The 26,314-nt window shown below is 68.5% G+C and carries 28 protein-coding genes and 1 pseudogene; 14 read left to right on the forward strand and 15 right to left on the reverse strand.

The window, feature by feature from the left end; genetic code table 11:
- The first annotated feature begins 156 nt into the window (after positions 1–156).
- Entirely contained in the window at positions 157–1,713 is a 1,557-nt protein-coding gene (locus tag OG734_RS19725) for a CehA/McbA family metallohydrolase (protein WP_330288839.1), read from the forward strand.
- 199 nt (positions 1,714–1,912) lie between these two features.
- The gene (locus OG734_RS19730; RefSeq protein ID WP_330288840.1) at positions 1,913–2,593 is read left to right on the forward strand and encodes a hypothetical protein; all 681 of its coding nucleotides are present in this window, start codon (positions 1,913–1,915) and stop codon (positions 2,591–2,593) included.
- Between the two features lie 92 nt (positions 2,594–2,685).
- On the opposite strand, the gene OG734_RS19735 is transcribed toward OG734_RS19730, so the two are convergent.
- From OG734_RS19735 to OG734_RS19750, 4 genes are all read right to left on the reverse strand, one after another.
- Positions 2,686–3,504 (reverse strand): endonuclease/exonuclease/phosphatase family protein, encoded by an 819-nt coding sequence (locus tag OG734_RS19735; protein WP_330288841.1) that lies wholly within the window; start codon positions 3,502–3,504, stop codon positions 2,686–2,688.
- A gap of 200 nt (positions 3,505–3,704) precedes the next feature.
- Positions 3,705–4,235 (reverse strand): hypothetical protein, encoded by a 531-nt coding sequence (locus OG734_RS19740; protein WP_330288842.1) that lies wholly within the window; start codon positions 4,233–4,235, stop codon positions 3,705–3,707.
- Between the two features lie 248 nt (positions 4,236–4,483).
- Positions 4,484–4,621 carry a hypothetical protein gene (locus OG734_RS19745; RefSeq protein WP_330288843.1) on the reverse strand — a complete coding sequence of 46 codons (138 nt, stop codon included), beginning with the start codon at positions 4,619–4,621 and terminating at the stop codon, positions 4,484–4,486.
- Between the two features lie 15 nt (positions 4,622–4,636).
- On the reverse strand, positions 4,637–4,822 hold the full coding sequence (locus OG734_RS19750) for a hypothetical protein (RefSeq protein WP_330288844.1): 186 nt from the start codon (positions 4,820–4,822) through the stop codon (positions 4,637–4,639).
- A gap of 191 nt (positions 4,823–5,013) precedes the next feature.
- Between OG734_RS19750 and OG734_RS19755 the strand changes: the two genes are divergently transcribed.
- Entirely contained in the window at positions 5,014–5,436 is a 423-nt protein-coding gene (locus tag OG734_RS19755) for a nitroreductase family deazaflavin-dependent oxidoreductase (RefSeq protein WP_330288845.1), read from the forward strand.
- 80 nt (positions 5,437–5,516) lie between these two features.
- Here the strand turns inward: OG734_RS19755 and OG734_RS19760 are convergent, their stop codons facing one another.
- Together OG734_RS19760 and OG734_RS19765 are read right to left on the reverse strand one after the other, a co-directional pair.
- Positions 5,517–7,061 carry a flavin-containing monooxygenase gene (locus OG734_RS19760; protein WP_330288846.1) on the reverse strand — a complete coding sequence of 515 codons (1,545 nt, stop codon included), beginning with the start codon at positions 7,059–7,061 and terminating at the stop codon, positions 5,517–5,519.
- A gap of 296 nt (positions 7,062–7,357) precedes the next feature.
- Positions 7,358–7,813 (reverse strand): hypothetical protein, encoded by a 456-nt coding sequence (locus OG734_RS19765; protein WP_330288847.1) that lies wholly within the window; start codon positions 7,811–7,813, stop codon positions 7,358–7,360.
- A gap of 345 nt (positions 7,814–8,158) precedes the next feature.
- On the opposite strand from OG734_RS19765, the gene OG734_RS19770 reads away from it, so the two are divergent.
- Positions 8,159–8,575 carry a hypothetical protein gene (locus OG734_RS19770; protein WP_330288848.1) on the forward strand — a complete coding sequence of 139 codons (417 nt, stop codon included), beginning with the start codon at positions 8,159–8,161 and terminating at the stop codon, positions 8,573–8,575.
- A 9-nt stretch (positions 8,576–8,584) separates the two neighbouring features.
- Here the strand turns inward: OG734_RS19770 and OG734_RS19775 are convergent.
- Positions 8,585–8,965: pseudogene (locus tag OG734_RS19775) on the reverse strand (NF041680 family putative transposase); the annotation flags it as partial.
- A 602-nt stretch (positions 8,966–9,567) separates the two neighbouring features.
- Here OG734_RS19775 and OG734_RS19780 point away from each other — a divergent pair.
- Complete coding sequence (locus tag OG734_RS19780; protein WP_330288849.1) at positions 9,568–9,756, forward strand: hypothetical protein; 189 nt, start codon at positions 9,568–9,570, stop codon at positions 9,754–9,756.
- 58 nt (positions 9,757–9,814) lie between these two features.
- Here the strand turns inward: OG734_RS19780 and OG734_RS19785 are convergent, their stop codons facing one another.
- Positions 9,815–10,096 carry a hypothetical protein gene (locus OG734_RS19785; RefSeq protein WP_330288850.1) on the reverse strand — a complete coding sequence of 94 codons (282 nt, stop codon included), beginning with the start codon at positions 10,094–10,096 and terminating at the stop codon, positions 9,815–9,817.
- A gap of 322 nt (positions 10,097–10,418) precedes the next feature.
- On the opposite strand from OG734_RS19785, the gene OG734_RS19790 reads away from it, so the two are divergent.
- The gene (locus tag OG734_RS19790; RefSeq protein WP_330288851.1) at positions 10,419–11,651 is read left to right on the forward strand and encodes an IS110 family transposase; all 1,233 of its coding nucleotides are present in this window, start codon (positions 10,419–10,421) and stop codon (positions 11,649–11,651) included.
- A 282-nt stretch (positions 11,652–11,933) separates the two neighbouring features.
- Here OG734_RS19790 and OG734_RS19795 read toward each other — a convergent pair whose 3' ends face one another.
- Positions 11,934–12,389: an ATP-binding protein gene (locus OG734_RS19795; RefSeq protein WP_330288852.1), complete on the reverse strand. Its 456-nt coding sequence runs from the start codon at positions 12,387–12,389 to the stop codon at positions 11,934–11,936.
- A gap of 239 nt (positions 12,390–12,628) precedes the next feature.
- On the opposite strand from OG734_RS19795, the gene OG734_RS19800 reads away from it, so the two are divergent.
- Together OG734_RS19800 and OG734_RS19805 are read left to right on the forward strand one after the other, a co-directional pair.
- On the forward strand, positions 12,629–13,483 hold the full coding sequence (locus OG734_RS19800) for a helix-turn-helix domain-containing protein (RefSeq protein ID WP_330288853.1): 855 nt from the start codon (positions 12,629–12,631) through the stop codon (positions 13,481–13,483).
- A gap of 10 nt (positions 13,484–13,493) precedes the next feature.
- Positions 13,494–13,670, forward strand: coding sequence for a DUF397 domain-containing protein (locus OG734_RS19805; protein ID WP_330288854.1), 177 nt, complete (start codon positions 13,494–13,496; stop codon positions 13,668–13,670).
- Positions 13,671–13,696: 26 nt separating this feature from the next.
- Here the strand turns inward: OG734_RS19805 and OG734_RS19810 are convergent, their stop codons facing one another.
- Positions 13,697–14,431: an ANTAR domain-containing protein gene (locus OG734_RS19810; RefSeq protein ID WP_330288855.1), complete on the reverse strand. Its 735-nt coding sequence runs from the start codon at positions 14,429–14,431 to the stop codon at positions 13,697–13,699.
- A 394-nt stretch (positions 14,432–14,825) separates the two neighbouring features.
- Between OG734_RS19810 and OG734_RS19815 the strand changes: the two genes are divergently transcribed.
- Both OG734_RS19815 and OG734_RS19820 read left to right on the forward strand, forming a co-directional pair.
- A complete protein-coding gene (locus tag OG734_RS19815; protein WP_443064877.1) occupies positions 14,826–15,128 on the forward strand; it encodes an STAS domain-containing protein in 303 nt (100 codons plus the stop codon).
- Positions 15,125–16,069 (forward strand): anti-sigma factor RsbA family regulatory protein, encoded by a 945-nt coding sequence (locus tag OG734_RS19820; RefSeq protein WP_330288856.1) that lies wholly within the window; start codon positions 15,125–15,127, stop codon positions 16,067–16,069. The genes OG734_RS19815 and OG734_RS19820 overlap by 4 nt, the downstream gene beginning before the upstream one ends.
- Positions 16,070–16,293: 224 nt before the next feature.
- Here OG734_RS19820 and OG734_RS19825 read toward each other — a convergent pair whose 3' ends face one another.
- Positions 16,294–16,704 (reverse strand): hypothetical protein, encoded by a 411-nt coding sequence (locus tag OG734_RS19825; protein ID WP_330288857.1) that lies wholly within the window; start codon positions 16,702–16,704, stop codon positions 16,294–16,296.
- A gap of 558 nt (positions 16,705–17,262) precedes the next feature.
- Between OG734_RS19825 and OG734_RS19830 the strand changes: the two genes are divergently transcribed.
- Positions 17,263–18,210, forward strand: coding sequence for a helix-turn-helix domain-containing protein (locus OG734_RS19830; RefSeq protein WP_330288858.1), 948 nt, complete (start codon positions 17,263–17,265; stop codon positions 18,208–18,210).
- The gene (locus tag OG734_RS19835) at positions 18,207–19,049 is read left to right on the forward strand and encodes a helix-turn-helix domain-containing protein (protein ID WP_330288859.1); all 843 of its coding nucleotides are present in this window, start codon (positions 18,207–18,209) and stop codon (positions 19,047–19,049) included. Before OG734_RS19830 ends, OG734_RS19835 begins: the two co-directional genes overlap by 4 nt.
- Before the next feature lie 54 nt (positions 19,050–19,103).
- Here OG734_RS19835 and OG734_RS19840 read toward each other — a convergent pair whose 3' ends face one another.
- The 4 genes from OG734_RS19840 to OG734_RS19855 form a co-directional block, all read right to left on the reverse strand.
- Positions 19,104–20,555 carry an aldehyde dehydrogenase family protein gene (locus tag OG734_RS19840; protein ID WP_330288860.1) on the reverse strand — a complete coding sequence of 484 codons (1,452 nt, stop codon included), beginning with the start codon at positions 20,553–20,555 and terminating at the stop codon, positions 19,104–19,106.
- The gene (locus OG734_RS19845; RefSeq protein WP_330288861.1) at positions 20,552–22,285 is read right to left on the reverse strand and encodes an N-acyl-D-amino-acid deacylase family protein; all 1,734 of its coding nucleotides are present in this window, start codon (positions 22,283–22,285) and stop codon (positions 20,552–20,554) included. Before OG734_RS19845 ends, OG734_RS19840 begins: the two co-directional genes overlap by 4 nt.
- Positions 22,286–22,383: 98 nt before the next feature.
- Positions 22,384–23,502: an LLM class flavin-dependent oxidoreductase gene (locus OG734_RS19850; protein WP_330288862.1), complete on the reverse strand. Its 1,119-nt coding sequence runs from the start codon at positions 23,500–23,502 to the stop codon at positions 22,384–22,386.
- 149 nt (positions 23,503–23,651) lie between these two features.
- Positions 23,652–24,428 (reverse strand): SDR family NAD(P)-dependent oxidoreductase, encoded by a 777-nt coding sequence (locus OG734_RS19855; RefSeq protein WP_330293716.1) that lies wholly within the window; start codon positions 24,426–24,428, stop codon positions 23,652–23,654.
- Positions 24,429–24,650: 222 nt separating this feature from the next.
- Between OG734_RS19855 and OG734_RS19860 the strand changes: the two genes are divergently transcribed.
- Both OG734_RS19860 and OG734_RS19865 read left to right on the forward strand, forming a co-directional pair.
- The gene (locus OG734_RS19860; protein ID WP_330288863.1) at positions 24,651–25,388 is read left to right on the forward strand and encodes a hypothetical protein; all 738 of its coding nucleotides are present in this window, start codon (positions 24,651–24,653) and stop codon (positions 25,386–25,388) included.
- A gap of 116 nt (positions 25,389–25,504) precedes the next feature.
- Positions 25,505–26,296, forward strand: a complete 792-nt coding sequence (locus OG734_RS19865) for a hypothetical protein (protein WP_330288864.1) — start codon at positions 25,505–25,507, stop codon at positions 26,294–26,296.
- The last annotated feature ends 18 nt before the right edge of the window (positions 26,297–26,314 follow it).

Raw genomic sequence — 26,314 nt, forward strand, 5'->3', positions numbered from 1 at the left:
CATCACCCGGGCCGCGTTCCCGCCACGTGGTGCGCGCTGCGCACTCGAAAGATGGCGATTCCCTTGTCTTGTAAGGGAGTTCACCCCCGGGTACGAGAGTGGACGGAGCGCCACTGCATCACCCACGTCACACCCCGACACCCTGGGAGCAGCAGCATGTGCGAAGACGACCACGACCACGGTTCCGGCACCGGAAGTGTCACCGGCACGGGAAGCGGTCTCGGCAGACGCGCCCTCTTCGTGTCCGGAGCCGCCGCCGCGCTTACGTTGGGAAGCGTGACCTTCTCCCACGGCACCCCGGCCGAGGCGGCGCCCGGCACAGAGACGAAGACGGTACGGGGCACGCTGCCGACCGGCTCCCCCGACTTCGTCTACCTGCCCGTCGAAATCCCGGATGGCGTACGGGAGTTGAGGGTCGCGTACAGCTACGACCGCCCGTCCGTCCCGGCCGGCACCGCGGGCAACGCGCTCGACATCGGTGTCTTCGACCAGCGCGGTACCGAACTGGGCGGCAAGGGTTTCCGGGGCTGGTCGGGCGGGGCACGCACGGAGTTCTTCGTCCGCGCGGACGACGCGACGCCCGGCTACCTTCCGGGCCCGGTGAAGCCGGGCACCTGGCACATCGCGCTGGGTCCCTACACGGTCTCCCCGCAGGGCCTCTCGTACGAGATCACCATCACGCTGACCTACGGCGAGCCCGGCGAGGTCGTCCCGCCCGTCTATCCGCCCGAGCGGGCGAAGGGCAGAGGGCGTGCGTGGTACCGGGGCGACTGCCACCTGCACACCTGGTACTCGGACGGCCGCCGCACCCCGGCCGAGATCGCGGCCCTGGCGCGGGCTGCGGGCCTGGACTTCATCAACTCCTCGGACCACAACACCCAGTCGGCGCACGCTCATTGGGCCGACCAGGCGGGCGACGACCTCCTCATCATGGTGGGCGAGGAGGTGACGACCCGCAACGGTCACGTGGTCGCGCTCGGGACCGATCCGGGGACGTTCGTCGACTGGCGCTACCGGGCCCGCGACAACCGCTTCGGCAAGTACGCGCGCCAGATCCGCCGCGCCGGCGGCCTGGTGGTGCCGGCCCACCCGCACGCCACCTGCGTCGGCTGCAACTGGAAGTTCGGCTTCGCCGACGCGGACGCGGTGGAGGTGTGGAACGGCGCCTACTCGCCCGAGGACGAGGTGGCTCTCGCGGACTGGGACGGCATGCTGGTGGCGTCCGTCAGGGAAGGCCGCGGGTGGATTCCGGCCATGGGCAACAGCGACGCCCACCGCGACCCCGACCCGGTGGGCGTCCCGCAGACGGTGGTCCTGGCCGACGACCTGACCCGGGAGGCGATCCAGGAGGGCCTGAAAGCAGGCCGCTCCTACGTCGCCGAGTCCAAGTCGGTCTCCCTCACCTTCACGGCATCCGGCCCGAAGGGCGAACACGCGGACATCGGCGGCCGGTTGAAGGTGTCCAAGGACGCCCCGGTCACGGTCCGCCTGGAGGTGACAGGCGCCCCGCGCTGCACGGTCCGCTTCGTGACGGACCAGGGCGTGCTCTTCACGAGCGGGGTCCTGCCGGTGACGGGCGCGGGAGCCGTGGAATGGCGTACGACGGCCCAGTACGCGGCATACGTCCGGGCGGAGGTCCGCCACGAGGCCGTACTGGCGCCGCTGCCGGGGGCGTTGGCCGCGTTCACGAACCCGATCTTCCTGGGGCGGTAACGAGGCCTAGTCGGTCGGGTCAAGCGTCGAGTCAGGATGCGTCGTGCCGGTGCCGGACTTGCGGCACCGTACGACGTACACGGCACCGGCCCCGAGGACCACAGCCACGCCACCCACGCCGGCGATCACCGGAACGCGGGGAAGGCGCCGGTGTGGGCGAGGTCGGCGAGGTGGGGGTGGCCGTTGATACGGTCCGGCCATGGCTGAAACACGTGACTCACAGAGCACGCAGGGCACGCCGGGCACCACCGTCACCGCGGCCGACGTCGACCGCGCGGTGCGCCTGGCGGTCGGTGCCCTGCGCGGCGCGGAGACGGCCGACTGGAGCGCCGACGCGGGTTCACTGGAGTGGGACTGCTGGGAGACCGTCGAGCACCTGGCCGACGACCTGTTCTCCTACGCCGCCCAACTGGGCCCCGAGACGCCACCGTTGGACACGCACGTCCCGTTCGCGTGGAGCCGCAAGAAGCCCGGCGGCCCGGCGAACGTCATCTTCGTGGACCGCGAGGCGGGGCCGGCCGGACTGCTCCAGGTACTGGAGGCGAGCGGCGCCCTGCTGACTGCCATCGTGCGGACCAAGCCGCCAACAGTCAGGTCGCACCACATCTTCGGCGCGGCCGATCCCGAGGGCTTCGCCGCCATGGGCATCGTGGAGACGCTGGTGCACACGCACGACGTCGCCGAGGGCCTGGGCATCGAATGGGCGCCCGACCCCGACCTGTGCGACCGGGTACTGCGTCGCATCTTCCCCGACGCGCCGACCGACACCGAACGCTGGCCAACCCTCCTGTGGGCCACCGGCCGAGCGGAGCTCCCTGGCCGACCGCGCCTCACGACGTGGCGCTGGCACGGTGCGCCCCGTACACCAGAAGGAGCATGAGGCACCGGGCCGATCCGCCCCAGCGCCCGTGGTCCGGCCAACGCCCTGGCCTGTGAGGATCAGACGCTGACGGTTTCGCCCGGTTCATACGCTCACGCGGACGCCAACTCGGCTACGACCGCCGCATGATCGGACGGCCAGATGCCCTCCACGGGCCCGTGCCCCGCCCGTTCCACCCGGCGCACATGTCCGAGTCCGCCCCGCCCCGGCGGCCCGACAAAGACATAGTCGATCCGCGCGCTGGGGCCGAAGCCGGCCGCGACGTACGGGTTGGTGGCGTCCCAAGTCGCCGATGGGGCCGCTGGATCGGCCAACTCCCAGGCGTCCAGGAAGACTTGGCCGGGCACGGGCGGGGCCGTCTTGTAACCACCGAACAGGCGGATCTCGTCGGAGTCGGGCCAGGTGTTGAAGTCGCCGGTGATGACGGGCGGGAAGGCGGTGCCGTCACGGCGTTTCGCCACGAACTCCGCGAGGGCGGTGACCTGTTGGCAGCGGACCGCCGAGGCGTGGGGCGCGGAGGTGAGGTGCGTGGTGAAGAAGGGCACGTGGTGGCCGGGGGCGGCGAGCCGGGAGTACAGGGCGATGCGTCCGTCGTCCAGGTCGTCGGGGGCCGGCAGCCGCATCGCTTCGCTCTCGACGACGGGCCAGCGACTCAGCACCGCGGTGCCGACGTTGACCTTCGCGTCCCCGATACGCCGCTGCCAGCGCTCGGGGGCCTCGTAGGCGGCCCAGGTCCAGTGCAGCCCGAGTTCGTCGGCGAGCCAGGCGGCCATGTTCTCCCCGCCGCACTCCCAGACCTCCTGGAGCCCGACCACGTCCGGCCGCAGATCCCGCAGCACGGAAAGGATCGCCTTCTGCCGCGCCTCCCAGGGCCCGAACCGCCACCACAGGTTCCAGGTCACCACGCGCATACTCGCCACCGCCCACCCGTTTCGCCCAGCTGAAGTCCCTCTGGGACACCATTCAAGAACACACCACAGCAGCGGCGCGAGTGCAGGGGGGCACAAGACCAACATGTCCCGCTTCGCAGGTGCTGCAACAGTGTTGCCGGGGCGGCGCTGTCCCTCCGGCGGGGGAGCCGTTGGTCAACTCCCCCGCCGTGGGCATGGGTTCAGCAGCGCTTGCTGGAGTAACCCCCCACAGGTGCGGGGTCACCGGCGGCCCGTACGGTGCCCGAGCCGGCCGTGCACTCGTTCACCGTGCGGGTGCCGCTGGACCAGAACTCCTGGCCGTCGGTGTTGGTCCAGGAATGCTTGCCCAGGACCTCGTCCCGGGCGTAGCTGTAGACGGCGGAGGTCACGTCGTAGTCTCCGACGGCGTTGCGGAAGCTGTCCCAGACCCAGACGTAGCCGTAGTTCTGGCCGCAGGACGGCGAGTAGAACTGCTTGACGGAGGCGATGGTCTGGCCGGCGCGCTTGACGTACCCGGTGGAACCGATCTGGTAGGCGTCCGTGCACACCCCGGCCACCCGGGCCCGCAGGCTCGCCGGGTTGCCGTCGGCGGACGGCGCGGTGGAGGCCGCCGCAGTGGTGGTGCGGGCGGTCGGTGCGGGCGCCGGGCCGCTCCCGGCGGCGGCGACTCCGGCCGGGATGAGAGCGAAGGCGCAGGCCAGCGCCGCGGTGGCGGTCTTGAGATGACGCATGTGGTGTTTCCCCCTGATCGTCGTGGTTGAGCTACGTGTCATGACATGTGCTCAGACGTGCTCTGAAGCGGGGGACACCGAAAGGCATGCGTGGTCAGCGCAGGTCCCCGTAGCACGAAGCGGCCACTTCCGGATTGCCCGGAACACTTCGGACGTAAGGTGAGACCCGTTGGACGCGCAAAGGGTTGTACGGCAGATGTCCTGCACATCACGACCCTCGTCCAAGCCGTCCTCACCCTCCAGGAGTCTCAGTGCGGGGCGCAGCAGTAGAGGGCCGCCCAGGAACCACGCCGTCGGTTGAGCGGGTAAGCGACCAGCGGAACGACCGGCCATGCGTAGACGCATCCCATGAACACGACGATCACCACCGTGAAGAGGGTTTCCACCTGATCTCCCGGCCCCTACCAGACGCCGGAATCGTACAGGCCACCGACGGTGAGCAGGGCGGCAGGTCCGAAGATGAGCGCCACCGAGAACAGCCAGCCCATTTTCGAGGATGTCCGGTCGGCGACCTTGACGCACAGCAGCACTGCCGACGTCAGATAAAAGAACAGCGGGATGAATATGAGTACGAGGCCGGCTCCCATTCCGTCTCTCCGCCTCTCCGTTTTCCGTATTCCGTTTTTCCAGGACCCAGGGGCGGGCCTGCGCCAGACCGGCACTTGGGAGTAAATCATCCGGCGTTACGGCGTTACCGGGGGGCTGTCACACTGAACCGGACTGAACCCGGACTGAACCCGGACAGCAGCCCGGCGACGCCGATGGAAGGGGACAACAGGTGACTCAGCAGCACAACTCCACCCCGGAGTCGGGGAAGGGCCGGCTCAGATTCAAGGCCACCACCGCCCTCCAGCGCCGGATCGGCAACCCCGTCATGCGCCGCCTCCCCTTCCAGACCCTCCTGGAGACCACGGGCCGCACCTCCGGCCTGCCCCGTGTCACCCCGGTCGGCGGCCGCCGCGTCGGCGACACGTTCTGGCTGGTCTCGGAGTTCGGCGAGAAGTCGCAGTACGTACGGAACATCAAGGCCGACCCGCGGGTGCGCGTGCGGGTCGGAGGCCGGTGGCACTCGGGCACGGCCCACCTTCTCCCGGACGACGACCCGATCGCCCGGCTGCGGACACTGCCGCGCGTCAACAGCACGGGCGTACGGGCCATGGGGACGAATCTGCTGACGGTGCGGGTCGACCTCCAGGGCTGAAGACCACCATGGTCGGCATCGACTTGATGCGTGCTATTTCGCCTCCTGCGAGGCTGCTGCGTCACGCGGAGGCATCTGTCTCACCGACCGGGGCGGGTGTGATCCGGCGTGCTGGGCGCGGACCGAGGGCCGGGCAGGGGTGGTCCTTGAAGGATGTGGGCCTCTGGGTCGAAGCGGCTCAGGCTGCGGATGAGCCGACCCGTGGACCAGGGCCAGGAGAAGGTGTTCCGCCCGCTGGGGCTGAGGTAGTAGCTGGAGCAGTGGCCGGCGTCGTACACGGTGGTGCGCAGCGCGTCCTGTAACGCGGTGTTGTACGCAGCCTGGATCGCCGGTTTCACGTCCATGGAGGTGTAGCCGCCCTGGCGTCGGTGTTCCATGGCTGCGCACAGGTAGGTGAGCTGGGCTTCGAGGACGGTGATGGCGGAGGTGGAGCCGCTGAGGATGTTGGGGCCCAGGAGGAGGAACAGATTGGGGAAGCCGCTGACGGTGGTGCCGAGATGGGCTTCGGGCCCCCCTGCCCAGGTCTCGTGCAGGGTCAGGTCGTCCGTGCCGTGCACGCGTCGTGCCAGGGGCAGTTCGCCGATGTGGAAGCCGGTGGCCAGGATCACCACGTCGGCCTCGGCCTGGGAACCGTCGGCCCCGATGAGGCGATTTCCGCGGGCGGCGGAGACAGCGGTGGGGTGCAGGTGGACGTGGGGCCTGGTCAGCGCCGGATAGTAGGTGCTCGAGGTCAGCAGGCGCTTGCAGCCCAGTGTGTAGTGCGGCGTGAGCGCCTGCCGCAGGAGCCGGTCACGGACCGCGAGGTGCAAGTGAGCACGAGCTGCTGCCTGCAGGGGGCGGGCGAGCCGTGGGTGACGGAAGACGTAGCCGAAGCCCTCCTGCATCCTGAACTGGGCACTCCGCATGACTTGTTGAGCGCCTGGCAAGTGGCGCAGACACCAGCCGAGGGACCGGGGGACCGGGAAGTCGGGTTTGGGAAGGATCCACTGGGCGGTGCGCTGAAAGACGTGCACCGCTGCCGCCTGTTCCTGGATGGCCGGGACGACCTGTACGGCCGAAGCCCCACTCCCCACCACCGCCACGCGCCGTCCGGCCAGGTCCACGGTGTGGTCCCACTGCGCGGTGTGGAACACCGGACCGGGAAATTCGGCGAGCCCCGGCACCTCAGGACGCCGTGGCCGGTGCCAGGGGCCCGTGGCCATGACCAGCACCTCGCTGCTGTAGTCACCGTCGGTCGTCTCCAACCGCCAACGCCCCGAGGGCCGATCCCACCAGGCCCGCAGCACGCGGACATCGCAGCGCAGCGCTTCGTCCACGCCGTACTGCTCCGCAGTCGTCCGGAGATAGTCGTGGATCTCCCGCTGCCCCGCGAAGAGCCTGCTCCATCCGGGGTTGGGGTTGAAGGAGTAGGAGTAGAGCGAGGACGGCACGTCGCACGCGCAGCCCGGATAGGTGTTCTCCCGCCAGGTGCCCCCGAGCTGCGGAGCCTTCTCCAGCACCAGGAGGTCACCGAATCCCGCTTGGCGCAGCCGGATGGCGGCACCGATGCCGGAGAAACCCGCACCGACCACGATGACGCGGGCCTCCTTGCCTCCGGACGCACCGCATGACAGATCGTGCTGCAAACGCCTACTCCTCCCCAGGACGGAGAGCCATAACTCCCCTGTCAGCAGCAACGGGAGAGGGCGCGGGAAGACACGGTCAGGGCGCCTCTGCTGCTCACCGGGGGCATCCGGCCGCCGAAGAGGGCGCGCAGCACAAGGGTGGTGGCAGGGCGGCAATATTGCCCGAAGTCATGCGTAACAGGCAACATCAAAGCACCCCGGGGCAAGGATTTGACCTGTTCGAAGCCCAGTGTCACGAACGGCTTGGATGCCGCCCGGACGATTCATTACGCCTCGTGAGCAATCGCTTGGAGCGATCACCCTTCATAGACCTGGGCCACACACAGAGCTTCCCTGGCCGCGAGATCATAGATTCTCCACAGGTCAATCAAGGTTGCCTCCAGATCCTCCAGGTAGCCGGCAGGGATCCGGCCACGGATAATTCCAGAAAGCACCTCGGGCGCCTGTTGCATCACATCCCGAACAGGGACGGAAGAAAAGAACTGACTTACCTCTGCTACTTCTTCGGCCGACAGAAAAGTGCAAAATGTTCCAGCACCGTCATCACCGAGGAGACTCCCACCAGAAACAGCCGAGATGACACCGTCGCTCGCGTTAATCTGCTGCAAAAGCTTCTCGATAACACCTGAATCGTCACCGAGGTCACACAACACGGTGGAATCATTCGATTCTAGAACATGGAATCGGGAAATGACCAGTCCGAAACCATCTTCGATCTCTCGCCCAGAAATAGGGAACAAGGAAACGTTCATCACTCACTACCCTCCGACCAGACCGGTTCAGTACGCTAGCAGAGGCCCGCCGATCCCGGGAATCAGGGGAGAATCCGTGGACCCCCATGGGCTCTGGGACCAGTCATGGTTCTCCACATTAACGTGCCACCACTCCTTCGCACTGGTCGTGGCTTTTTCATACCAGGGTGTACTCTCCGGCACCGGCGCAGGCGCTGGATTATTTGTGGACGGACCGCCAATGTGTGGAGCTGCTGAACACGTTGTCGCCCTTCAAAGACACCCTTCAGAAAGCGTAAGGTCTTTTAACCAGGCGGCCGGTTCATGCCCGGGCTGAGTGTCAGTGCTGGCGCGTAGATTGTGCGGGTGAGCTGGGATGTATTCATCATGCGGTTTCCGCCCGAGGCCGAGGCGATAGACGAGATCCCCGAGGACTGGGAGCCGCCGAGTCTGGGCGCGGGCTGCGATGTTCGCGCTGTCCTTGCAGAGGTGCTGCCGGGCATCGAGTATTCGCAGAATGGATGGGGCGATTACGAGGGTCCCGGCTTCTCCATCAGCACCCCGGTCAACGAGGCTGACGACGCGCCGGTCGCCGGCGTCAGCCTCTTCATCCATGGCGATAGCGAAATGGCAGCTCACGCTGCCCTCGCGGTCGCCGATGCGTTGAAAGCACGGGCCTTCGACACCGGGTCGGGAGACTTCCTAACCGCGGACTGCGCCCAGTCGGCCTTCGAAGCCTGGCGTGGATACCGAGATCGTGTCCTGGACCAGCGTGGGCCCTGAGCGCGTCTTCTAACCTCTGAGGCTGTCGCGCTCGATGATGCTCTCGGGGCGCCTGGTCGTTTTTCCGACGTCATAGTGGGTCGTGGGGCGGCGGTTCTTCGAACCAAGTGGTCTTCCTGGTCCGGGTGTTGAGGGTTTCGGTGCACGGGCTGGACAGTGCAGGTGCGGGCGGAGGTTCCGAAACCCTCGGCGGACTCGAGCCGGGGTGAGCCGTGCGGGCTCGGCCGGCTTCTCCCAGGGGCGGCGGAGGTCCGCTGCGGCGTGGGTGAGCCGGAGCTGGGTGTGGGCGGCGTTGATCAGCCACGTCCAGCGGTCTCCGGCCTCGGGGGTGCGGAGTTTCGGGCGGGTCCAGCCGAGGGTCTGTTTCATCAGCCGGAAGGTGTGCTCAAGGAGCAAGCCGTAATGCCGACATAGATGTGCCCGAGGCGGGGAACAGGCCTGTCGTAGGGGTTGATGGCCTGCTCAACACCGCTGCTTTTGTCCGGCAGTTGCGTGAGCGGCTGGCTGATGACGAAGAGGGCGGTGAGGGTCAGTGGACGGACATGTCGCCGCTGAGCTCCCCGGATTCCGCAGTGGGGAGCCGTTCCGGAACTGAACCGCCAGCTGGTGGTGCGGTTGCTGGCAGTGCTGGCTGCACGGATGGTGACCGCGGCGGACCCGGTCGGGCAGGACGGGGGTGACCTCGGTGAGCACGACGGCTGCAGCGCCGTGGGATCGGATTGAGGGCAAGATCCAGCCGTGGCATCGTGACCGGCTCGCGGTGATCTATGTCCGTCAGTCGACTCCCCAGCAGGTCCTCGATCATGCCGAGTCCACCCGGCTGCAGTACGGACTCAGGCAACGGGCCGTCGACTTGGGCTGGGCTGCCTCCAGGGTCCTGGTGATCGACGAGGACCTGGGCCACTCCGCATCCGGCGTCGTAAAGCGGGCCGGCCGGCTTCCAGCGTCTGGTCTCCGAGGTCGGCCTGGACCATGTGGGCCTGGTGCTGGGCATGGAAATGTCGCGTCTGGCCCGCAGCGGCCGCGAATGGCATCAACTGCTGGAGCTGTGCGCGCTGTCGGGTGCTCTGCTGGCAGACCCGGACGGGGTCTATGACCCCGCCGAGCACAACGACCGGATGCTGCTGGGACTGAAGCTCACCGACCCTACCGGTCGTGGAGCCCGCCAACTCTCCTGCTGACGGCCCTGCTCATCCTTGCGCCCGCGCATCCGGCCGTCGAAGGCCGACACCGGCAGCCTCAGTCCACCACCTGTGGATCACGGAAGTAGAAGACGACGGTCACACCCATTCCGGGCGTGTGGGTGTACACAACCGTGATCGCCTCCGCCGAGTCGTGAGCGAGTGGGGTCGTGTACGTGTACTCCACGGAAGGAGGGCGCCAGCCCGGAATCTCGCGGCCGGCCGCCGGGTCCCGCCCGATCACCGCGAGCGCGTCCCGTACGACTTCCCGCTCCCCCTCCGTCAGGTCACCGAACACCTTCCTCGCGGGTTCGGCCTCCTCCAACGGAAACTCGTTCACGTACCGCCGCCCCCGCTACGAGCTTCCTCAAGGGCCGCCATGATCTCCGGCGAGTTCCTGATCCGAACCCGGTGGCGGTAAGCCCTAATGGGAGCTGCCGGGTCGGAGAGACTCGGTGCCGTAGCCGCCGACAGGTGAGCACTCACAAGCCCGGAAGCATCCGACTTCTGTGGTCAGACCGTGCCCCTGCCGGTCGGCCGGAAGGCCAGACCGCTGATGGGGTGGCGTGCCCGCCGAGCAGAGCGTGAGCACTGGATCCATTAGGGAGCGTGCCGCGTCTTCCGCAGGCTGCCCGAGTGAACTACCTGACCGGGAGGGCGAGTTGATTCTCATCGGCGACGACTGGGCCGAGGACCACCACGATGTCGAGGTCCAGGACGCGACCGGCCGCAAACTGGCCGCCGCGAGACTGCCCGAGGGCGTGGAGGGCATCACCAAGCTTCACGAACTCATCGCGAGGCACGGCGGCGACGACCTCGATGCCACCGATGTGATCGTCGGCATCGAGACCGACCGCGGCCCCTGGGTACAGGCCCTGCTCGCCTCCGGCTACCAGGTCTACGCCCTCAACCCCCGGCAGGCCGCGCGGTTCAAGGAGCGGTACGGCACCTCCGGCGCCAAGAGCGACAAGGGTGACGCGCATGCGCTGGCCGACATGGTCCGCATCGACCGCGACCAGCTGCGGCCGGTCGCCGGGGACAGCGAACAGGCCCAGGCCGTCAAGGTCGTCGCCCGCGCCCACCAGACCCTCATCTGGGAACGCACCCGTACCTTCCAGCGGCTGCGCAACACGCTGCGCGAGTACTTTCCCGCCGCCCTGAACGCTTACGCGGACCTGGAACTGACCAGCCCGGACGCACTGGAGCTACTGATCAAGGCGCCTACACCCGCCGCAGCGGCGAAGCTGACCTGCGCGCAGATCACCGTCGTCCTGGCCCGCTACCGCCGACACAACCGGAGCGCCAAGGCCGCCACGATCCAGACCGCGATGCGCGAGCAGCACCTCGGCCTGCCTGAGCCGGTGACCGCGGCCTACGCGGCCACCGCCACCGCCCACGCGAAGCTGCTGGTCGCCCTGAACGAGCAGATAACCGAGCTGGAAGCGCAGGTGAAGGCGCATTTTCTCGCGCACCCGGACGCTGAGATCTACCTCTCGATGCCCGGCATCGGGGTGATCACCGGCGCGCGGGTGCTCGCCGAGTTCGGGGACGACCCCGCCCGCTACGCGTCCGCCAAGGCACGCAAGAACTACGCCGGCACCAGCCCCGTCACCCGCGCCTCCGGCAAGAGCCACACCGTCCAGGCCCGCTACATCCGCAACAACCGGCTCGCCGACGCCCTCCAGCGTCAGGCGTTCTCCGCCCTGCGCGCCTCACCCGGCGCCCGCCACTACTACGACAAGCAGCGCGCCCGCGAGGCCGGCTACAACCCCGCCCTACGCCAGGTCGGCAACCGCCTCGTCGGCATCCTCCACGGCTGCCTCAAGACCCGAACCTTCTACGACGAAGCGACCGCCTGGTCGCACCACGCACACCCCGAACCCCATGCAGCTTGACACCAAACGACATGGGGTGTCTGACCACGGCGGCGGGACCCTCGAAGTCATTGGTCGGAGCAGCTCCTATGGCAGCCGCCAACTCATCCTCGAACCGCTCCCGGTCCCCTGGGAAGCCGTAACGGCTGAGCGCACTGCGCAGGTCGTCCACGGTCCGGATCGGTGGGAGCGGCATCTCCCCCCAGGCGTGCTCGGGCTGTGCGCTCATGATCTGCTCCTGATGAACGGGCATGGCTCCACTTCCCAGTATGACGCCGCTCACGGAAGGCCGACAGGGCGTGATCACCCGGTCACCTCCGTCGGTCCGCAGTCGGCCCACAGCATTTTGCCGCCCTTCGACGCCCCCAGCTCCCGCAGCACGGACACCCCCCACGAGTCGGCACACGCCCGTACGAGGTGCAGCCCGCGTCCGCCTTCGGCGTCGTCCGGGGGTACGGCGGCGAGGGCGCCCTCCTCGCGGAAGCCGGGCGGGACCCTGGGGTCCGTGTCCCACACCGCGACCCGGAGCCGGTCCGGTTCCGTGGCGAGGAGGCGGAGCATGTACGGGCCCCTGGTGTGGAGGTGGGCGTTGGTGAGCAGTTCGGAGGCGAGGAGTTCGGCCGTGGGGGTGAGGTGGGCGAGGTCGTGGGCGGCCAGGACGGTGCGCAGGGTGGCGCGGGCGATGCCCGGTGCGCGGGGATCGTGCGGGAGCTGGAGGGCGTAGCTCCAAAACGGGGATGACGGCGATACGGTGGCCATCGGAAGTCTCCGATCACGGAGGGGAGTTGGGTGGTGTCGGTACGTTGTGTTGCGTGATGCTGCGTTGCGTTGCCCAGTGACCGTGGTCGCTCCGTCGAGCGGGGTGCTTCTGGGCGGTGGGGCGCCTGAGACGAAGTTAGGGGATCGGCAAAGGTGCTTTGCTGGATTCCGAAGGATCTCGGCGCTTTATCCCTCATGTGGGTGACAAACCCCTGCGGTGCGCGCGACAAGGAGACGCCATGACGACAAGGCCCGCTTCGACGGCCCGACGTGTCCGGCTCGCGACGGAGCTGCGCAAACTCCGTGAGCGGGCGGGGATGACCGCGACGGAGGCAGCGCAATTGCTGGGCACCAGTTCTGGTCAACTCAGCAACGTGGAGTCCGCCCGGTTCGGCGTGAGCCCTGACCGCGTCCGCGCGATGGCCCACCTCTACTCCTGCGCGAACCAGCCCTACGTCGACGCCCTCGTCGCCATGGCCGGCGAGAAGACCCGCGGCTGGTGGTGGGAGGCGTACCGCGAGGTACTGCCCTCAGGGTTGCTCTCACTCGCCGAACTGGAGCACCACGCAACCGCCCTGCGCACCGCCTTCACCTCACACGTCCCCGGAATGCTCCAGACCACCGAGCACGCCCGCGAGATCTTCCGTCACGTGATCCCGGCTCCCACTCCGCCCGAGGTCGAGCACCGGGTCTCGTACCGCATCAAGCGACAGGACGTCGTGTACCGGGCCAACCCGAATCCGTACAGCACCGTCATCCATGAAGCCGCCCTGCACATGAGGGTCGGCGGCCGTGACGTGGCACGCGCGCAACTCCGGCATCTGCTCGACATGAGCGAACGGGACCACATCATCCTCCGGGTGCTGCCGTTCGACGTCGGCGCGTTCCCCGGGTCCGGGCAGTCCATCAACTACCTGTGCGGACCCGTACCGCAACTGGACACCGTCCAACTCGACCAGTTCCACGGCCCCATGCTGCTTGACGCCGAGGCCCACCTGGAGAAGTACCGACAGCTCCTGGACACCGTCGAGGCCGCCGCCCTCGCCCCGGAGAAGTCCCGAGACCTGATCCTTGCCATCGCCCAGAACCTGTAGAGGAGTCCTCATGTCCCAGCACGCCTGGAAGAAGTCGTCCCACTGCCAGGAAGGCGAAGCCTGCGTCCACATATCCGTCACCGCCGAAACGATCCTGCTCGCCGATTCGGCAACACCGGACCCCTCTTCCGTCGTCTCGACCGGTCGCGACGCCTTCGCCGCCCTCATCCACATGCTCAAGCGTTGAACGAAGAACGAACGCCCGCCCCCTCCTCAGGGCGCCCGCCGCTGCCGGCGCCGCACCGCGTCCCGTAGCGCCGTGCGCACGGGCTCGGTCGGAGCCGGGCCGCCGGTGGTCACGGCGACGAGGGCTTCGGCGACGTCGCGGAGCTTGGTGTTCGCGTGCTGGGAGGCGTCGCGCAGGGCGTCCCAGGCCTGGTCGGCTGTGCAGGCTTCGACGGCCATGAGGATCCCGCGTGCCTGGTCGATGACCGGGCGGGAGTCGATGGCCTGTTGTAACTGGTGCACCTCCTCCCGGAGTCTCTCCACCTGTTCCGCGCGTTCCGCGGCCACCGCGCACAGGCCCTGGTCGGAGCGCAGAGAGGCGACCAACTGGCGGGTGTCCGGAGGCGGGGACGAGGAGAAAGGGTCGGCGGGGTCGGATCCGGCCGCGGGGACCGGCAGGCCGATGATCTCCAGGACGCGGCGGGGCTGGCCGTTCCAGTTGACGGTCCGTAGAGGGATGTCGGCGAGGCTGCTGTAGTCCTCCAGCCGTTCGAGCAACTGGAGCCCGGCGGTGTCCATGAAGGTGACTTCCGCCATGTCCAGGACCAATCCGTCCGTGTCACAGGGGAGTTTGCCCAGGGCCGGATCGAGCAGCGTTGTGCAGCCGTGAACGATCGCCCCGCTTGGCGCCAGTACCGCGGTGGTGTCCAGCATTTCGGTACGGATGATCAATGGCCCATGGGCGACCGACGCGAACGGTGAACGAGGATCGGCTGCAGACATGTACTCACCTCGGGTCTGGGGTCCTGATGCGCCGTCGGGGTCCACGCCACACGGCGCGGCTCTGCCGTAGCCCGCGGCTGTTGTGTTGTCGCGCCTTCCCCCTCCGGGACGGCATATTCAGGATCCTGCGTGCAGATGTGACACCGTTCCGGCGCGTCGCGGGCCGGGGCGCGGCTGTGCATATATGGGCTCCCGCGGGGCAGGCGGGAGTGGCGGCGGTGTACTGAAGGTGCCTATGAACAGCTTTCCTCTTTGACTGCGCGGCGTGGGGACAGCGAGGTGCAACCGGCAGATGGACGTGGAGGGCGTGGACAGTTTGCGACGACGGGCGAATGCCTCGGCATCAGCGCCGGCGCCGGGGTCAGGGCCGGCACCGGTCGCGTCGGGGAGCGCGTTGCTGCTGCATCCGCTGCTCGACGGAGCGGGGTGGCGGGCGGTCGGCGAGATCACTGCGGCCACGTGTCCGGCCTGGGAGTGGACGCTGCGGCAACTGCCCCTTCGTAAGGAGATCGTGTGCCATCTGGAGATGTCCGCCGTGACCTTTGTCGATGTCGCCGGCGCCTCGGCCCTGGCGGTGGCCGCTCAGGACCTTCCGGCCGGGCGGCGCATCGTGGTCGAACGGCCGCCTGCCACCCTTCCACGGCTGCTTGAAATTTTCTGGCCCGACTTGTCCGTGATCGAGGTGGTGGCCCGGTGACTGCCACGAAGACCGCTGAGGCGACTGCTGAGACGTTTGTGCATCCCGCCCTGTTCTACCGGGGCCAGGAGGAGTACCTGGACGGCACGTTGCCCTTCATCCGCGAGGGACTGAAGGTCGGCCATCCGGTGGCGGTCGCCGTGCCCGGCCCGAACCTGACCCTGCTCAAGGACAGCCTGGGCGCCGATGCCACGTCGGTGTACTTCCTCGACATGACCGAGGCGGGCCGCAACCCGGGCCGGATCATCCCGAGGGTGCTGCGCGCCTTCGCCGACGCCCACCCTCAGACACATGTGCGGATCATCGGGGAGCCGATCTGGCCCGGCCGCAGCAACGTGGAGTACCCGGCGTGCGTCCAGCACGAGGCGCTGATCAACCCGGCGTTCGAGGGCCGGGACGTGACCATCCTGTGCCCGTACGACGCCGAGCGCCTCGCGGAGGAGGTGCTCACCGACGCGTACGCCACCCACCCGGTGATCGTCTCCGGCGGCAGCGAGCGGCCCAGCCCGTCGTACGCGCCCGGGCAGGTCGTCGCCCAGTACAACCAGCCGCTCTCGGCGGCCCCTGCGGCGGCCGAGCCCCAGCACTTCGGCATCGACGAGCTGCCGTACGTCAGGCACTTCGCCATCGCGCGGGCCGCGGAGCTGGGCCTGTCCGGCGTACGCCTGGACGATCTCGCGCTGGCGGTGGCCGAGCTGACCACCAACAGCGTGGTGCACGGCGGTGGTTCGGGGAGCCTGCGGATCTGGGCCGAGGACTCGCAGTTGGTGTGCGAGGTCCGAGACCGCGGGCAACTGAACGACCCGCTCGCCGGCCGCCGCCCCGCCACCCGGGACCAGCGAGGCGGACGGGGCCTGCTGCTGGTGCACACCGTCGCGGACCTGGTCCGGGTCCACACGGGCCCGGAGGGTACGGCCATCCGGTTCTACCTCGGCTGCTGAGCGACCGCTCGACGCCGCGTCCCGGGCGGCCGTCGGTTGCTCGGCGGGGCGCGGCGACCGAGCTGCCCGCCGGTTTCAACCGGCTGCGCCGTCACACGGGACGCCATCCACGAAAGATGGGCCCGCCCGGCGTGATGCCGACCGGGCCCATCCCAGGCAGACGCGGAACCGCGTAGCTGCGAAGTGGTCGCAGCGCCGGGGTTCAGGTGGTGCGTGTGTCAGTCCTACAGCTCCACGCAGCTGTTGCCGTCTCCGACGTGGCAAATGTACAGCCGGACATCGGCCACATTGGTGCCATTGCCCGAGGCCGCGATCTTGTGGAACTTGTTGTCGTTGGCCCAGGAGGAACCGTTCCACTTCGAGTACTTCGTGTAGAGGCTTTCGCTCACATTGTCGGTCGAACAGTGGTCAACGACCGACATGTCCCAGTCGGTCTTGAATGCCTGCTTGCCGTTGTACATGGTGGTCTCGTACCAGTGGTAGGTGCCGGAGGCAGTACCGCAGCCGTTTTCGGTACGGCCCGAGAAAGTACCGCCCGAGGCGTGGGCGGAACCGGCGAACGCGGCCAGCAGGCCGACAGCAGTGACGGCGGTGGCCAGTATCCGCCGCGTGCCCTTGAAAGTGTCATTTCGCATGGTGGGGACCCTTTTCTTCAGTAGGTGTTTTGGGGGCTGGGCGAGTTTGCGGGCTTGCCGGGTTGCGGTGCACATCCCGGGGTTGATGCCGCCCACTACGCGGCCGGGATCGAGAACACGCTCTTCGATTGACTGGCCGTGGATGGATTCGCGCCAGCTTCAGGAGGCCGATTCGGCCAGCTGCTCCGCACTTCGTACAGCGAGCTGTCCGGGTTCTGACGTCGCGAGGCGGTGCACTTTCGTGCGTTCATGCTTCGACCTCCTCCCCGTGAGGACGATGCGGGTGGACCGCGCCGTCTGCTTGCTCGACAGAGACTGCTGGTCAATCCGGATCTGGGCCAGTGAGGCCGGCCCCGTTGGGACACCGTGGGACGTCACAAGCGTTGACCTGCTGGGATGTCCGGCGTGATGCGGTATCGCTGGGACGCCCGCCCTCGCGGGACATGGCTGAGGACATGGGTGTGGAGCGTCGGCCTGGCCCTGGAGCCCGCGCGAGGTGTACTAACAGGGCAAGGGGCGAGAGCCCTGGGGGGTTTCTGATGCGTATTGGGGTGGGGCGTGTCACGTTGGAAGGAACTGCCGGATTCTCTGGACCAGAGAGTCCGGCAACTCGTGGTGCAGTTGCGGAGGTTGAAGGACCGCAGCGGGCTGAGCCTGGACGTCCTCGCGGGCAAGACCGGATACAGCCGCTCGTCGTGGGATCGCTACCTCAACGGGAAGGCACTGCCGCCGCGCCACGCGGTGGAGGAGCTGGCGCGGGTCGCAGAGGCGGATCCGGTCCGGTTGCTGGTGCTGCACGAGGTGGCCGAGGAAGCGTGGCCGCAGCGGATCGCGTCGTCCTCGTCGGCCGGTGCGGAGGACGGCGGCGAGCAGGGAGCACGGGGTGAGGCGGCTGCCGAGCCTTCCGGTGCGGACGCAGGTTCTACGGCATCGGCGGAGGGGCCCGGCGCCTCGGATGAGGGGCCCGCGGTGCCGGGGGCTGGGCAGCCGCCAGGGGTGCGCCGGCCCGTCGCCCTCGCTGCCGTGGTGGCCGCCGCGCTCGTGGGGATGTGCGCCGGAATGCTGATCGGCGCGCCCTGGGGCGATGACGAGAGCGGGGGCGACAAGGTACAGACGGCGCTGGACGGCCCACAGCCGAGCAGCAGTACCACCACCAGTACCGGTGCCAATGCCGGCACCAACAGCAACAACACCTCTACCTCGGGGCTGGGCTGGTACGTCTTCAAGCCGGGCAAGTCGTACTCCTGCAAGGTCCGCCGTTCCGGCGCGGCAGGCGGGGGACTGTTCGCCGACTACAGCGAGACGCGCACCGCCGTCCTTGCCGGACCGGGCTGGGACGTGGTGGAGGCCCAGTGCCTGCTGCGCTACCTCCGGTTGGAGCCGGGCACCGTCGACGGGGTCTACGGGCAGCAGACCATCGCGGCCGTGATGCGTCTGCAGAAGAAGGCCGGGCTGCCGGCGGACGGCGTCGTGGGTCCGCACACCTGGCAGGCGCTGCGCGGATGACCGGCCCCGCACCGGAGTGCGTGGCACTGGCCGAGGGGCTCCGCGAGATGAGGGCGAGGACGGGCCTGAGCCTGGCGGCGCTGGCCGAGCGCACGCCGTACAGCAAGTCGTCCTGGGAGCGCTATCTCAACGGGAAGAAGCCGGTGCCCCGGCAGGCCGTCGAGGCGCTGTGCGCGATGGCGGGGGAGTCCGCCGGGCGGCTGCTCGCGCTGTGGGAACTGGCGGACGCCGAGTGGAGCGGGCGCGCCCGGCACACCCGCCCCTCTGCCGAGCCCCCGCCCATGTCCTCGCCCACGTCCGCGTCCGCCCTGGTCCCCGCAGGTGCCGTGGGCGCCACGGGCGACCACCGGAGGGTTCGGCGCCAGGGGCTGTTCATCGCCGGTGTGGGTGTGGCCGCAGTGGCGATGATGGCGGCGCTGTCTCTGCGCGGCCACAGCGCCGCCGGAAGCCCGGCGAGCCTGGCGTCCCCCACGCTGGATCCCGCCCCCGGATGCCGGGGGAAGGCGTGCGACGGGAAGGACCCCAGCCCGATGGCCTGCGGGATACCCGAACGGGTGGACTCGCTCGGTCCGCCGCACCACACCAGCACCGGTACGGGGGTGGATCTCCGGTACAGCGAGGTGTGCGCCGCCGCCTGGGGCCGGATCTGGCATTCGAAGGTCGGGGACATGATCGAGGTCTCTGCCCCCGGCACCCTGCCGCGTCGGGTCGTCATCACGGACGCCGCGGATACGAGCGACTACCGATTCACGCCGATGATCGGCGGCCCGGACCGGACCGGCCTACAGCTGTGCTTCACACCGGCGGGCGGCACGGACCGGGAGTGCTTCGACTCCTGACGGTGCGTTTCTCCTACGCGCGCGAGCAGGGCCGGACCTCGGCCCTGCTCGCGCTCACCCCGCCCAGACGACCGCCTGCACCTCCCCGTACGCATGCAGCGCGTACGACCCCACATCGCGCCCCACCCCGCTCCGCTTGAACCCGCCGAACGGCGCCTCCATGTTCCGTCCGACGGTGTTCACGCCCACCCCGCCCGCCCGTAGCCGCCGGGCGACCCGGAATGCGCGGGCCACATCGCCGGACCAGACGTAGTCGATGAGCCCGTACTCGCTGTCGTTGGCCAGCGCGACGCCCTCCTCCTCGTCGTCGAAGGGGATGACGGTCACCACCGGCCCGAAGATCTCCTCCCGGGCCACCCGCATGTCGTTCGTGCAGTCGGCCAGCAGGGTCGGGGCGACATAGAACCCCTGGTCGTACGGCGGCCGTTCGCCGCCCGCGACGACCACCGCGCCTTCCTTCCGCCCGAGTTCGACGTATGCCTCGACCCGGTTCCGGTGCGCCCCCGAGATCACCGGCCCGACCACCGTGCCCTCCGCGCGAGGATCACCCACCTTCAAGTGACCGGCATACGCGGCGAGTTGCTCCACCAACTGCCCGTACACGCCCCGCTGCGCCAGCACCCGCGTCGGCGCCGTGCAGATCTGGCCGCTGTAGAACGAGAACGTCGTGCCGATGCCCGCGACCGCCGAGCGGATGTCCGCGTCGTCGAAGACGAGGGCCGCGCCCTTCCCGCCCAGCTCCATCAACTGGCGTTTCATGCCACGGCCGCACACCTCGGCGATCCGCTGTCCGACCGCCGTCGAGCCGGTGAAGCTGACCATGTCGACGTCCCCGGCGCCCACGACCGCCTCGCCTACCCCGACGCCCAGCCCGCTGACCACGTTGACGGTCCCCGGCGGCGCGCCCGCCGCCTCCAGCGCCTCCGCCATCCTGTACACCGACAGCGGGTCCTGCGGAGCGGGCTTCACGACCACCGTGTTGCCCATCGCCAGCGCGGGCGCGATCTTGCCGGCCGGGTTGGCCCACGGGTTGTTGTACGAGGTGATGCAGGCGACCACGCCGACCGGCTGGCGTATCGCCAGTGCGCCCATCACCGCGGCCTTCCCGAACGGGCCCCCCTCGTTGACCTGCGGCGGGATCGCCCACTCGGCCGGCTCCACCTTCGCGTACCGGCGGAAACGGGCCGCACCCACGCCCACCTGCATTCCGCGCGCCGTCCCCGTCGTGGCGCCGGTCTCCGCCTGGGCGAGCGCGGCGTACGGCACCAGGCGGCTCTGGATGATGTCCGCGGCGCGGGCCAGGACGGCGGCCCGTTCCTCCGGTGACGTGCGCGACCACGGTCCGAAGGCCTCGCGGGCCGCCGCGGCGGCGGCGTGCGCCTGATCCCGCGAGGCCTCCGGCGCCCACCCGACGACTTCCTCCGTCGCCGGGTCGATCACCTCGTAGTGCCCGTCGGCCGGTTCCACCCACGAACCGCCGACGAACAGCCGCTGTCCGTCGCTCACTTGGTGCTCACCGTCGCCGTGTCCCGGCCCGAGCGGAGCACCCTGCCCGGTACCGCACCCGTCACCGTGTCATCACGGATCGTCTCAACCCCGTTGACCCACACGGCTGTTACGCCGATCGCCTTCGAGTCGAGACGCGGGCTGTCACCCGGCAGGTCGTGCACCAGGGTGGCCTTGTCGGCGGCGATCCGCTCCGGGTCGAAGAGGACCAGATCCGCATGGAAGCCCTCCTGGATGCGTCCCCTCTCCCGGAGGCCGAACAGCCGCGCCGGGTCGTCGGTCAGCATCTGCACCGCCCGCTCCAGCGGCACCAGTTTCCGCCCGCGCAGACAGTCGCCGAGGAAACGGGTCGTGTACGGGGCCCCGCACATCCGGTCCAGGTGCGCGCCGGCGTCGGAGCCACCGAGGAGCACGTCCTCGTGCCGCCAGGTCTCGGCGCGCAGCGCCCAGGACGCCGGGTCGTTGTCGGTGGGCATGGGCCACAGGACCGTACGCAGTTCGTCGGCCACGCAGATCTCGACGAGGCAGCTGAAGGGGTCCTGGCCGCGTTCGGCGGCGATGTCCTCGACCACCCTTCCGGTCAGGCCCTCGTTCGCCTCGCTGTAGGTGTCCCCGATGACATACCGGCCGAAGTCCGTCAGCCGCCGGAAGACGCCCGCCTCCTCGCTCTGCCCCCGGCGGACCAGCTCCGCCCGCACCTCGGGGTCGCCGAGCCGGGTGATCCGCTCCGGGACCGGGAGCCCCAGCACCGGTCCCCAGCCGGGGATCAGGTTCAGCGCGCAGAAGGTGCCGAGGGACATGTTCATCGGGGTGAGGATGGGCATGGTGAGGGCCACGACCCGGCCACCCGCCTTGCGGGCGCGCTCACTTGCCTCAAGCTGGCGGGGTACGCGGGCCGGCACAGACGCGTCGATCGTGAGCACGTTCCAGTTCAGCGGGCGCCCGGCCACCGCGCTCATCTCGACGAACAGATCGATCTCGGCGTCACTGAACTGGTCGAGGCAGCCGGCGACGATCGCCTCGATCTGGGTGCCCTCGTGCTCGCCGACCGCCTGGGAGAGGGCGAGGAGTTCGGCGGGCAGCGCGTGCCGGGACGCCACCGGCTTGCCGTCCCCGTCGGAGTGCGAGGACGACTGGGTGGTGGAGAATCCCCAGGCTCCGGCGTCCATCGCCTCGTGGAACAGCCGCAGCATGTCGGCGAGTTGAGCCGCGGTCGGCTGACCGCCCACCGCGTCCGACCCCATGACGTACCGGCGCAGCGCGCAATGCCCCACCATGAAACCGGCGTTGACCGCGATCCGCCCCTCCAGCGCGTCCAGGTACTCCCCGAAGCTGCTCCAACTCCAGGGCGCCCCCTCTTCCAGCGCCACCAAGGACATCCCCTCGACCTTGGACATCATCCGCCGCGTGTAGTCGGCGTCGTCGGGCCGGTCCGGGTTCAACGGGGCAAGCGTGAAACCGCAGTTACCGGCGGCGACCGTCGTGACCCCGTGATTGAGGGAGGGGGTCGCATACGGATCCCAGAAGAGCTGGGCGTCGTAATGCGTGTGCGGATCGACGAACCCGGGCGCGAGGACCAGCCCGGCGGCTTCCTCCGTCGTCCGCGCCTCCTCGGTGACACGGGACCCGATGACCGCGATACGCCCATCCCGTATCCCCACATCAGCGACGTAGGCAGGGCGACCGGTCCCGTCGACGACGGTAACCCCTCTGACCAGATGATCAAGCAAGACGGCACCTCACTCCTACCTAAGGGGCGCGGGGAACTGCGCGAACAACCCCCACGCACCCGCACCCGCACCCGCACCCGCACCCGCCAACGAGACCCTCAAGCCACCCCTCGGAACCGCGAAGTCCGATGCACAGGATCCGTGTCAATCTTCGGAATCACGTGCTCCCCCACCAACCGGATCGTCTGAAGCGTGTCCTCCTTCGAGATCCCGATAGGCATCCCGAAGCTCAACTGATCCGCGCCCGCCTGCTCCCACCGCTTGCACTGCGTCAGCACCTCGTCCGGATCGCCGCAGATCAACAGCTCCTCGGCGATGAGCAGTTCGATGATCTCCTCGTTGAACTCGGGCAACGTCTCCGGCCACACAGGGAACCCCTCGGGACGAGGGAACGTGTCGTGGTACCGGAAGAGCAGCGACTGCAGATAGTGCAGCCCGCCGCCCGCGGCGATCCGTACCGCCTCGGCGTGCGTCGGCGCACAGATCGCCGTCGAGGTCACCATCACGTTGTCGTTGACGTAGTCCCCGACCGGCTCGGCGTCCACGATCGCCGTCTTGTACTGCTCCAGCACCCACTCCATGTCGGAGACCTTCTGGACGCTGAAGCCGAGCACTCCGAGCCCCTTGCGGGCGGCCATGGCGTACGAGGGCGGCGAGCCGGCGGCGTACCACATCGCGGGGTGCGAGGGCCCGTACGGCTTGGGCAGGATCTTGCGCGGCGGCAGCGACCAGTGTTTGCCCTGGAAGCCGGCGTACTCGTCCTGCATCCACATCTTCGGGAACTCGGCGATCGTCTCCTCCCACAGCTCCTTCGTGTGGTTCATGTCGGTGATGCCGGACATGAAGCCGAGGATCTCGTGCGAGCCGGCACCTCGGCCGGAACCGAACTCGAAGCGGTTGCCGGTGAGATGGTCGAGCATGGCGACCTTCTCGGCCACCTTCACCGGGTGGTTGACCGGGGCGAGCGGGTTGAAGATGCCGGAGCCGAGGTGGATGCGCTCGGTGGCGTGGGCGAGGTAGCCGAGGTAGACGTCACTGGCCGAGATGTGCGAGTACTCCTCCAGGAAGTGGTGCTCGGACACCCAGGCGTACTTGAAGTTCGACTTGTCCGCCTGAATGACGTACTCGGTCTCCTCCATCAGCGCCTTGTGCTCCGCGAGCGGATCGGTCTCGGCCCGCTTGCCCACGTATCCCTGTACAAAGAGCCCGAATTCCAAGGAGGTTCACCGTCCCCAGTAACCGTTCCTGACGTTTCTGACGTTCTCCGTCGTTTCTGACGCAGCGTCAGATTTGTTGAGTCGACTGTTCCACCGGCCCCTGTGACCGTCAATAGCTGACGGTCAGTCAGGTACTGCTGTCGCATCGGTCAGACGACGGCGACACCCGCGAGCCAGCCCCCGTCGATGACGAACGGCTGCCCGGTGATGTACGAGGAGTCCTCCGAGGTGAGGAACAGCGCGAGGCGCGCCACCTCGTCCGGCCGCCCGATCCGCCCCAGCGGCACGAGCTTGCGGTACAGCTTGTCCAGGCCCCGCGCGGCACCCTCGGCGTCCGCGCCCGGGTCCAGTACGGCCGGGTTGGACATCGCGGTGTCGATCGCGCCCGGGCACACGGCGTTGACCCGGATCTTCCGGCGCGCCAGTTCCAGCGCGGCGACCCGGGTGAGCCCGACGATGGCGTGCTTGCTCGCCGCGTACGCCCCGACCGCCGCCATCCCGGTCACCCCGGTGTACGAGGCGGTGTTGACGATCGTCCCGCCACCCGCGTCGGCGATGTGCGGCGCGACCGTCTTGATCCCGAGGAAGCAGCCGACCTGGTTGACCTGCACGACCTGCATGAACTCGTCGAGGGGCGTGTCGATGAGGGCGTTGAAGCGGAGGATGCCGGCGTTGTTGACCAGCCCGTCGATCCGGCCGTACGCCTTCTCCGCGGCGGCGACGGCCGCCTGCCACCCCGCCTCCTCGCGCACGTCGAGATGGACGTACAGCGCACCCAACTCCTTGGCGAGGGCCTCTCCCTGGTCGTCGAGCACATCCGCCACGACCACCCGCGCGCCTTCCGTCACGAAGAGCCGGGCCTCCTGCTCCCCCTGGCCGCGTGCCGCGCCGGTGACGATGATGACCCGTCCGTCGAGCTTGCCCATGCGGAACCCCTTCGCAGCGTTCACATCGTTCGGATCGGTGGAGGTCAGCATCGTATCGCCGTACCTGACGATGCGTCAGACCTGAGGGGAGTGTGTGCGAGAGCACACCCCAAGTAACCGAGGAGTAGGGATATTTGACCCTGTCGCGGACCCATGGATGACGCCAATAATCCTCCACGAACAGGCAAAGCGATCACCAAGGAATCCCAGGGACGGAGCGACATGGCCAAGAGGCGTCTGAAGAACAAGAAGGTCCGACTCGTGGCGGTCGGATCGGCGCTCGCCACCGGCGGCGCGATCATCGCCCTCCTTCCGTCGGCCAACGCGGCCGAGGAGGCGAAGACTCCCGACCAGATCATCAGGATGTGCGAACGGTCCTCGGTGCTCAACGGAAAACAGCAGTCCGTACGGGATTTCGGGGGCGCCTTCGCGGACGGTTTTGAAGCCTCCAACTGTGACTACGTCGAGACGAATTTCCAGTCGTTCGACGGCCCCACGGAGAAGGCCTCCATCGACTTCCCGAACTGCGAACCGAACGCCACCGAACCGGCGAAGGTGTCGATCACCTGGAAGGCCACCGTGGGCCAGGGCTCGGGCAAGTACACCGCGACCCAACAGGGCGCCGGCGGCGGGCTCTTCGGCTTTTTGAGCGGGGCCTGGCTCAAGCACAAGGGAACCACCGACATGACCGTCAAGTCGGTGACCGCCGGCGACACGGAGAATCGGGAGGTTCCGGTCGGCAAGGTCCTGCACATGGAGTTCACGCCGAAAATGCAGCGTATGACCGGCGAATGGAGGGTGAGGCAGGACGCATTCCCCGGCAGCTTCGCCGTGAACCCCTCCCCGGAGAAGAACTTCGTCGCGTCGGAACTCGTCGAGGGACCCGCCATCCTGCCCGGCGCCGCCGGAGCCGCAGGCATCGCGGACGGGGCGGTCAAGCCGGTCCTGACCGACTGCTGACGACGCTCTCCCATGTCCCGCGTTTCCCCCCACTCCCCCTCACTCCCCACCCCCACGCCTCGCCTCACCTGGCCGAATGCCCTCAACTCCCCCCTTTCCCCGCAAGGAGACGCACCATGACCCGCACCAGCCGCAAGGGACATCACCGGAGCAAGAAGAAGCGCATCGTCATCGCCATGGCCCCGGTGGTGGCCATCGCGGTGGCCGTTCCGCTGATGAACCAGGCGGGTGCCGCCACCCCCTCCGAGGTGACGAAGGACTGCGCGCAGAACAACCCGAAGCTGGAGAACTGCGAATTTGTCGACGTCCAGTTCAAGAGGGACAACCTCGGGCCCAACAAGCGCGTATCCACAATTACCGACAACTGCGGTTCCACGAGTGCCCTCTCGAAGGCCTTCAGCGTGTCGGCGTCGGTGACGAGGTCCGTCACGCTCGAAGACGGGTTCACCGCTTCCGCCGATTCGAAGCTGGGAAACTCGTTCTTCGAGATCGGCGCCAAGTTCAACACGACGGAACTCAACCTCAAGCGTGACGACACCGGTACCGGATTCGACTTCTCCCGGACCGACACCGTGAAACCCAACCACATCGGGTTCTTCATGTGGTCGGAGAAGCGAACCGACGTGAGCGGATTCCTCAAGGCCACGTACAAGGAAGCGCAGGACGGCCAGACAGTCTTCTTCTCGCCGAGCGAGGGCGCCACGACCGTGCACGTCTTCTATCCGCAGCTCCTGAAGAACGGTACGCCTGACGGCCGTCTCTGGCTGCGCAACGTCGAGTGCGGAACTCCCCAGGCCAACGGACTCCAGAACTCGGAGAACAGCGTCAGGGCGGAGCCCGGATTCGAAGAGGGCGGCGCCAACGTCACGGACGTGGAAATCCCGGTGACGGAGATTCCGGCGCCGTAGCGGCATCCGGACCGGAAT

It is taken from the genome of Streptomyces sp. NBC_00576 (assembly GCF_036345175.1).
Taxonomy (GTDB): domain Bacteria; phylum Actinomycetota; class Actinomycetes; order Streptomycetales; family Streptomycetaceae; genus Streptomyces.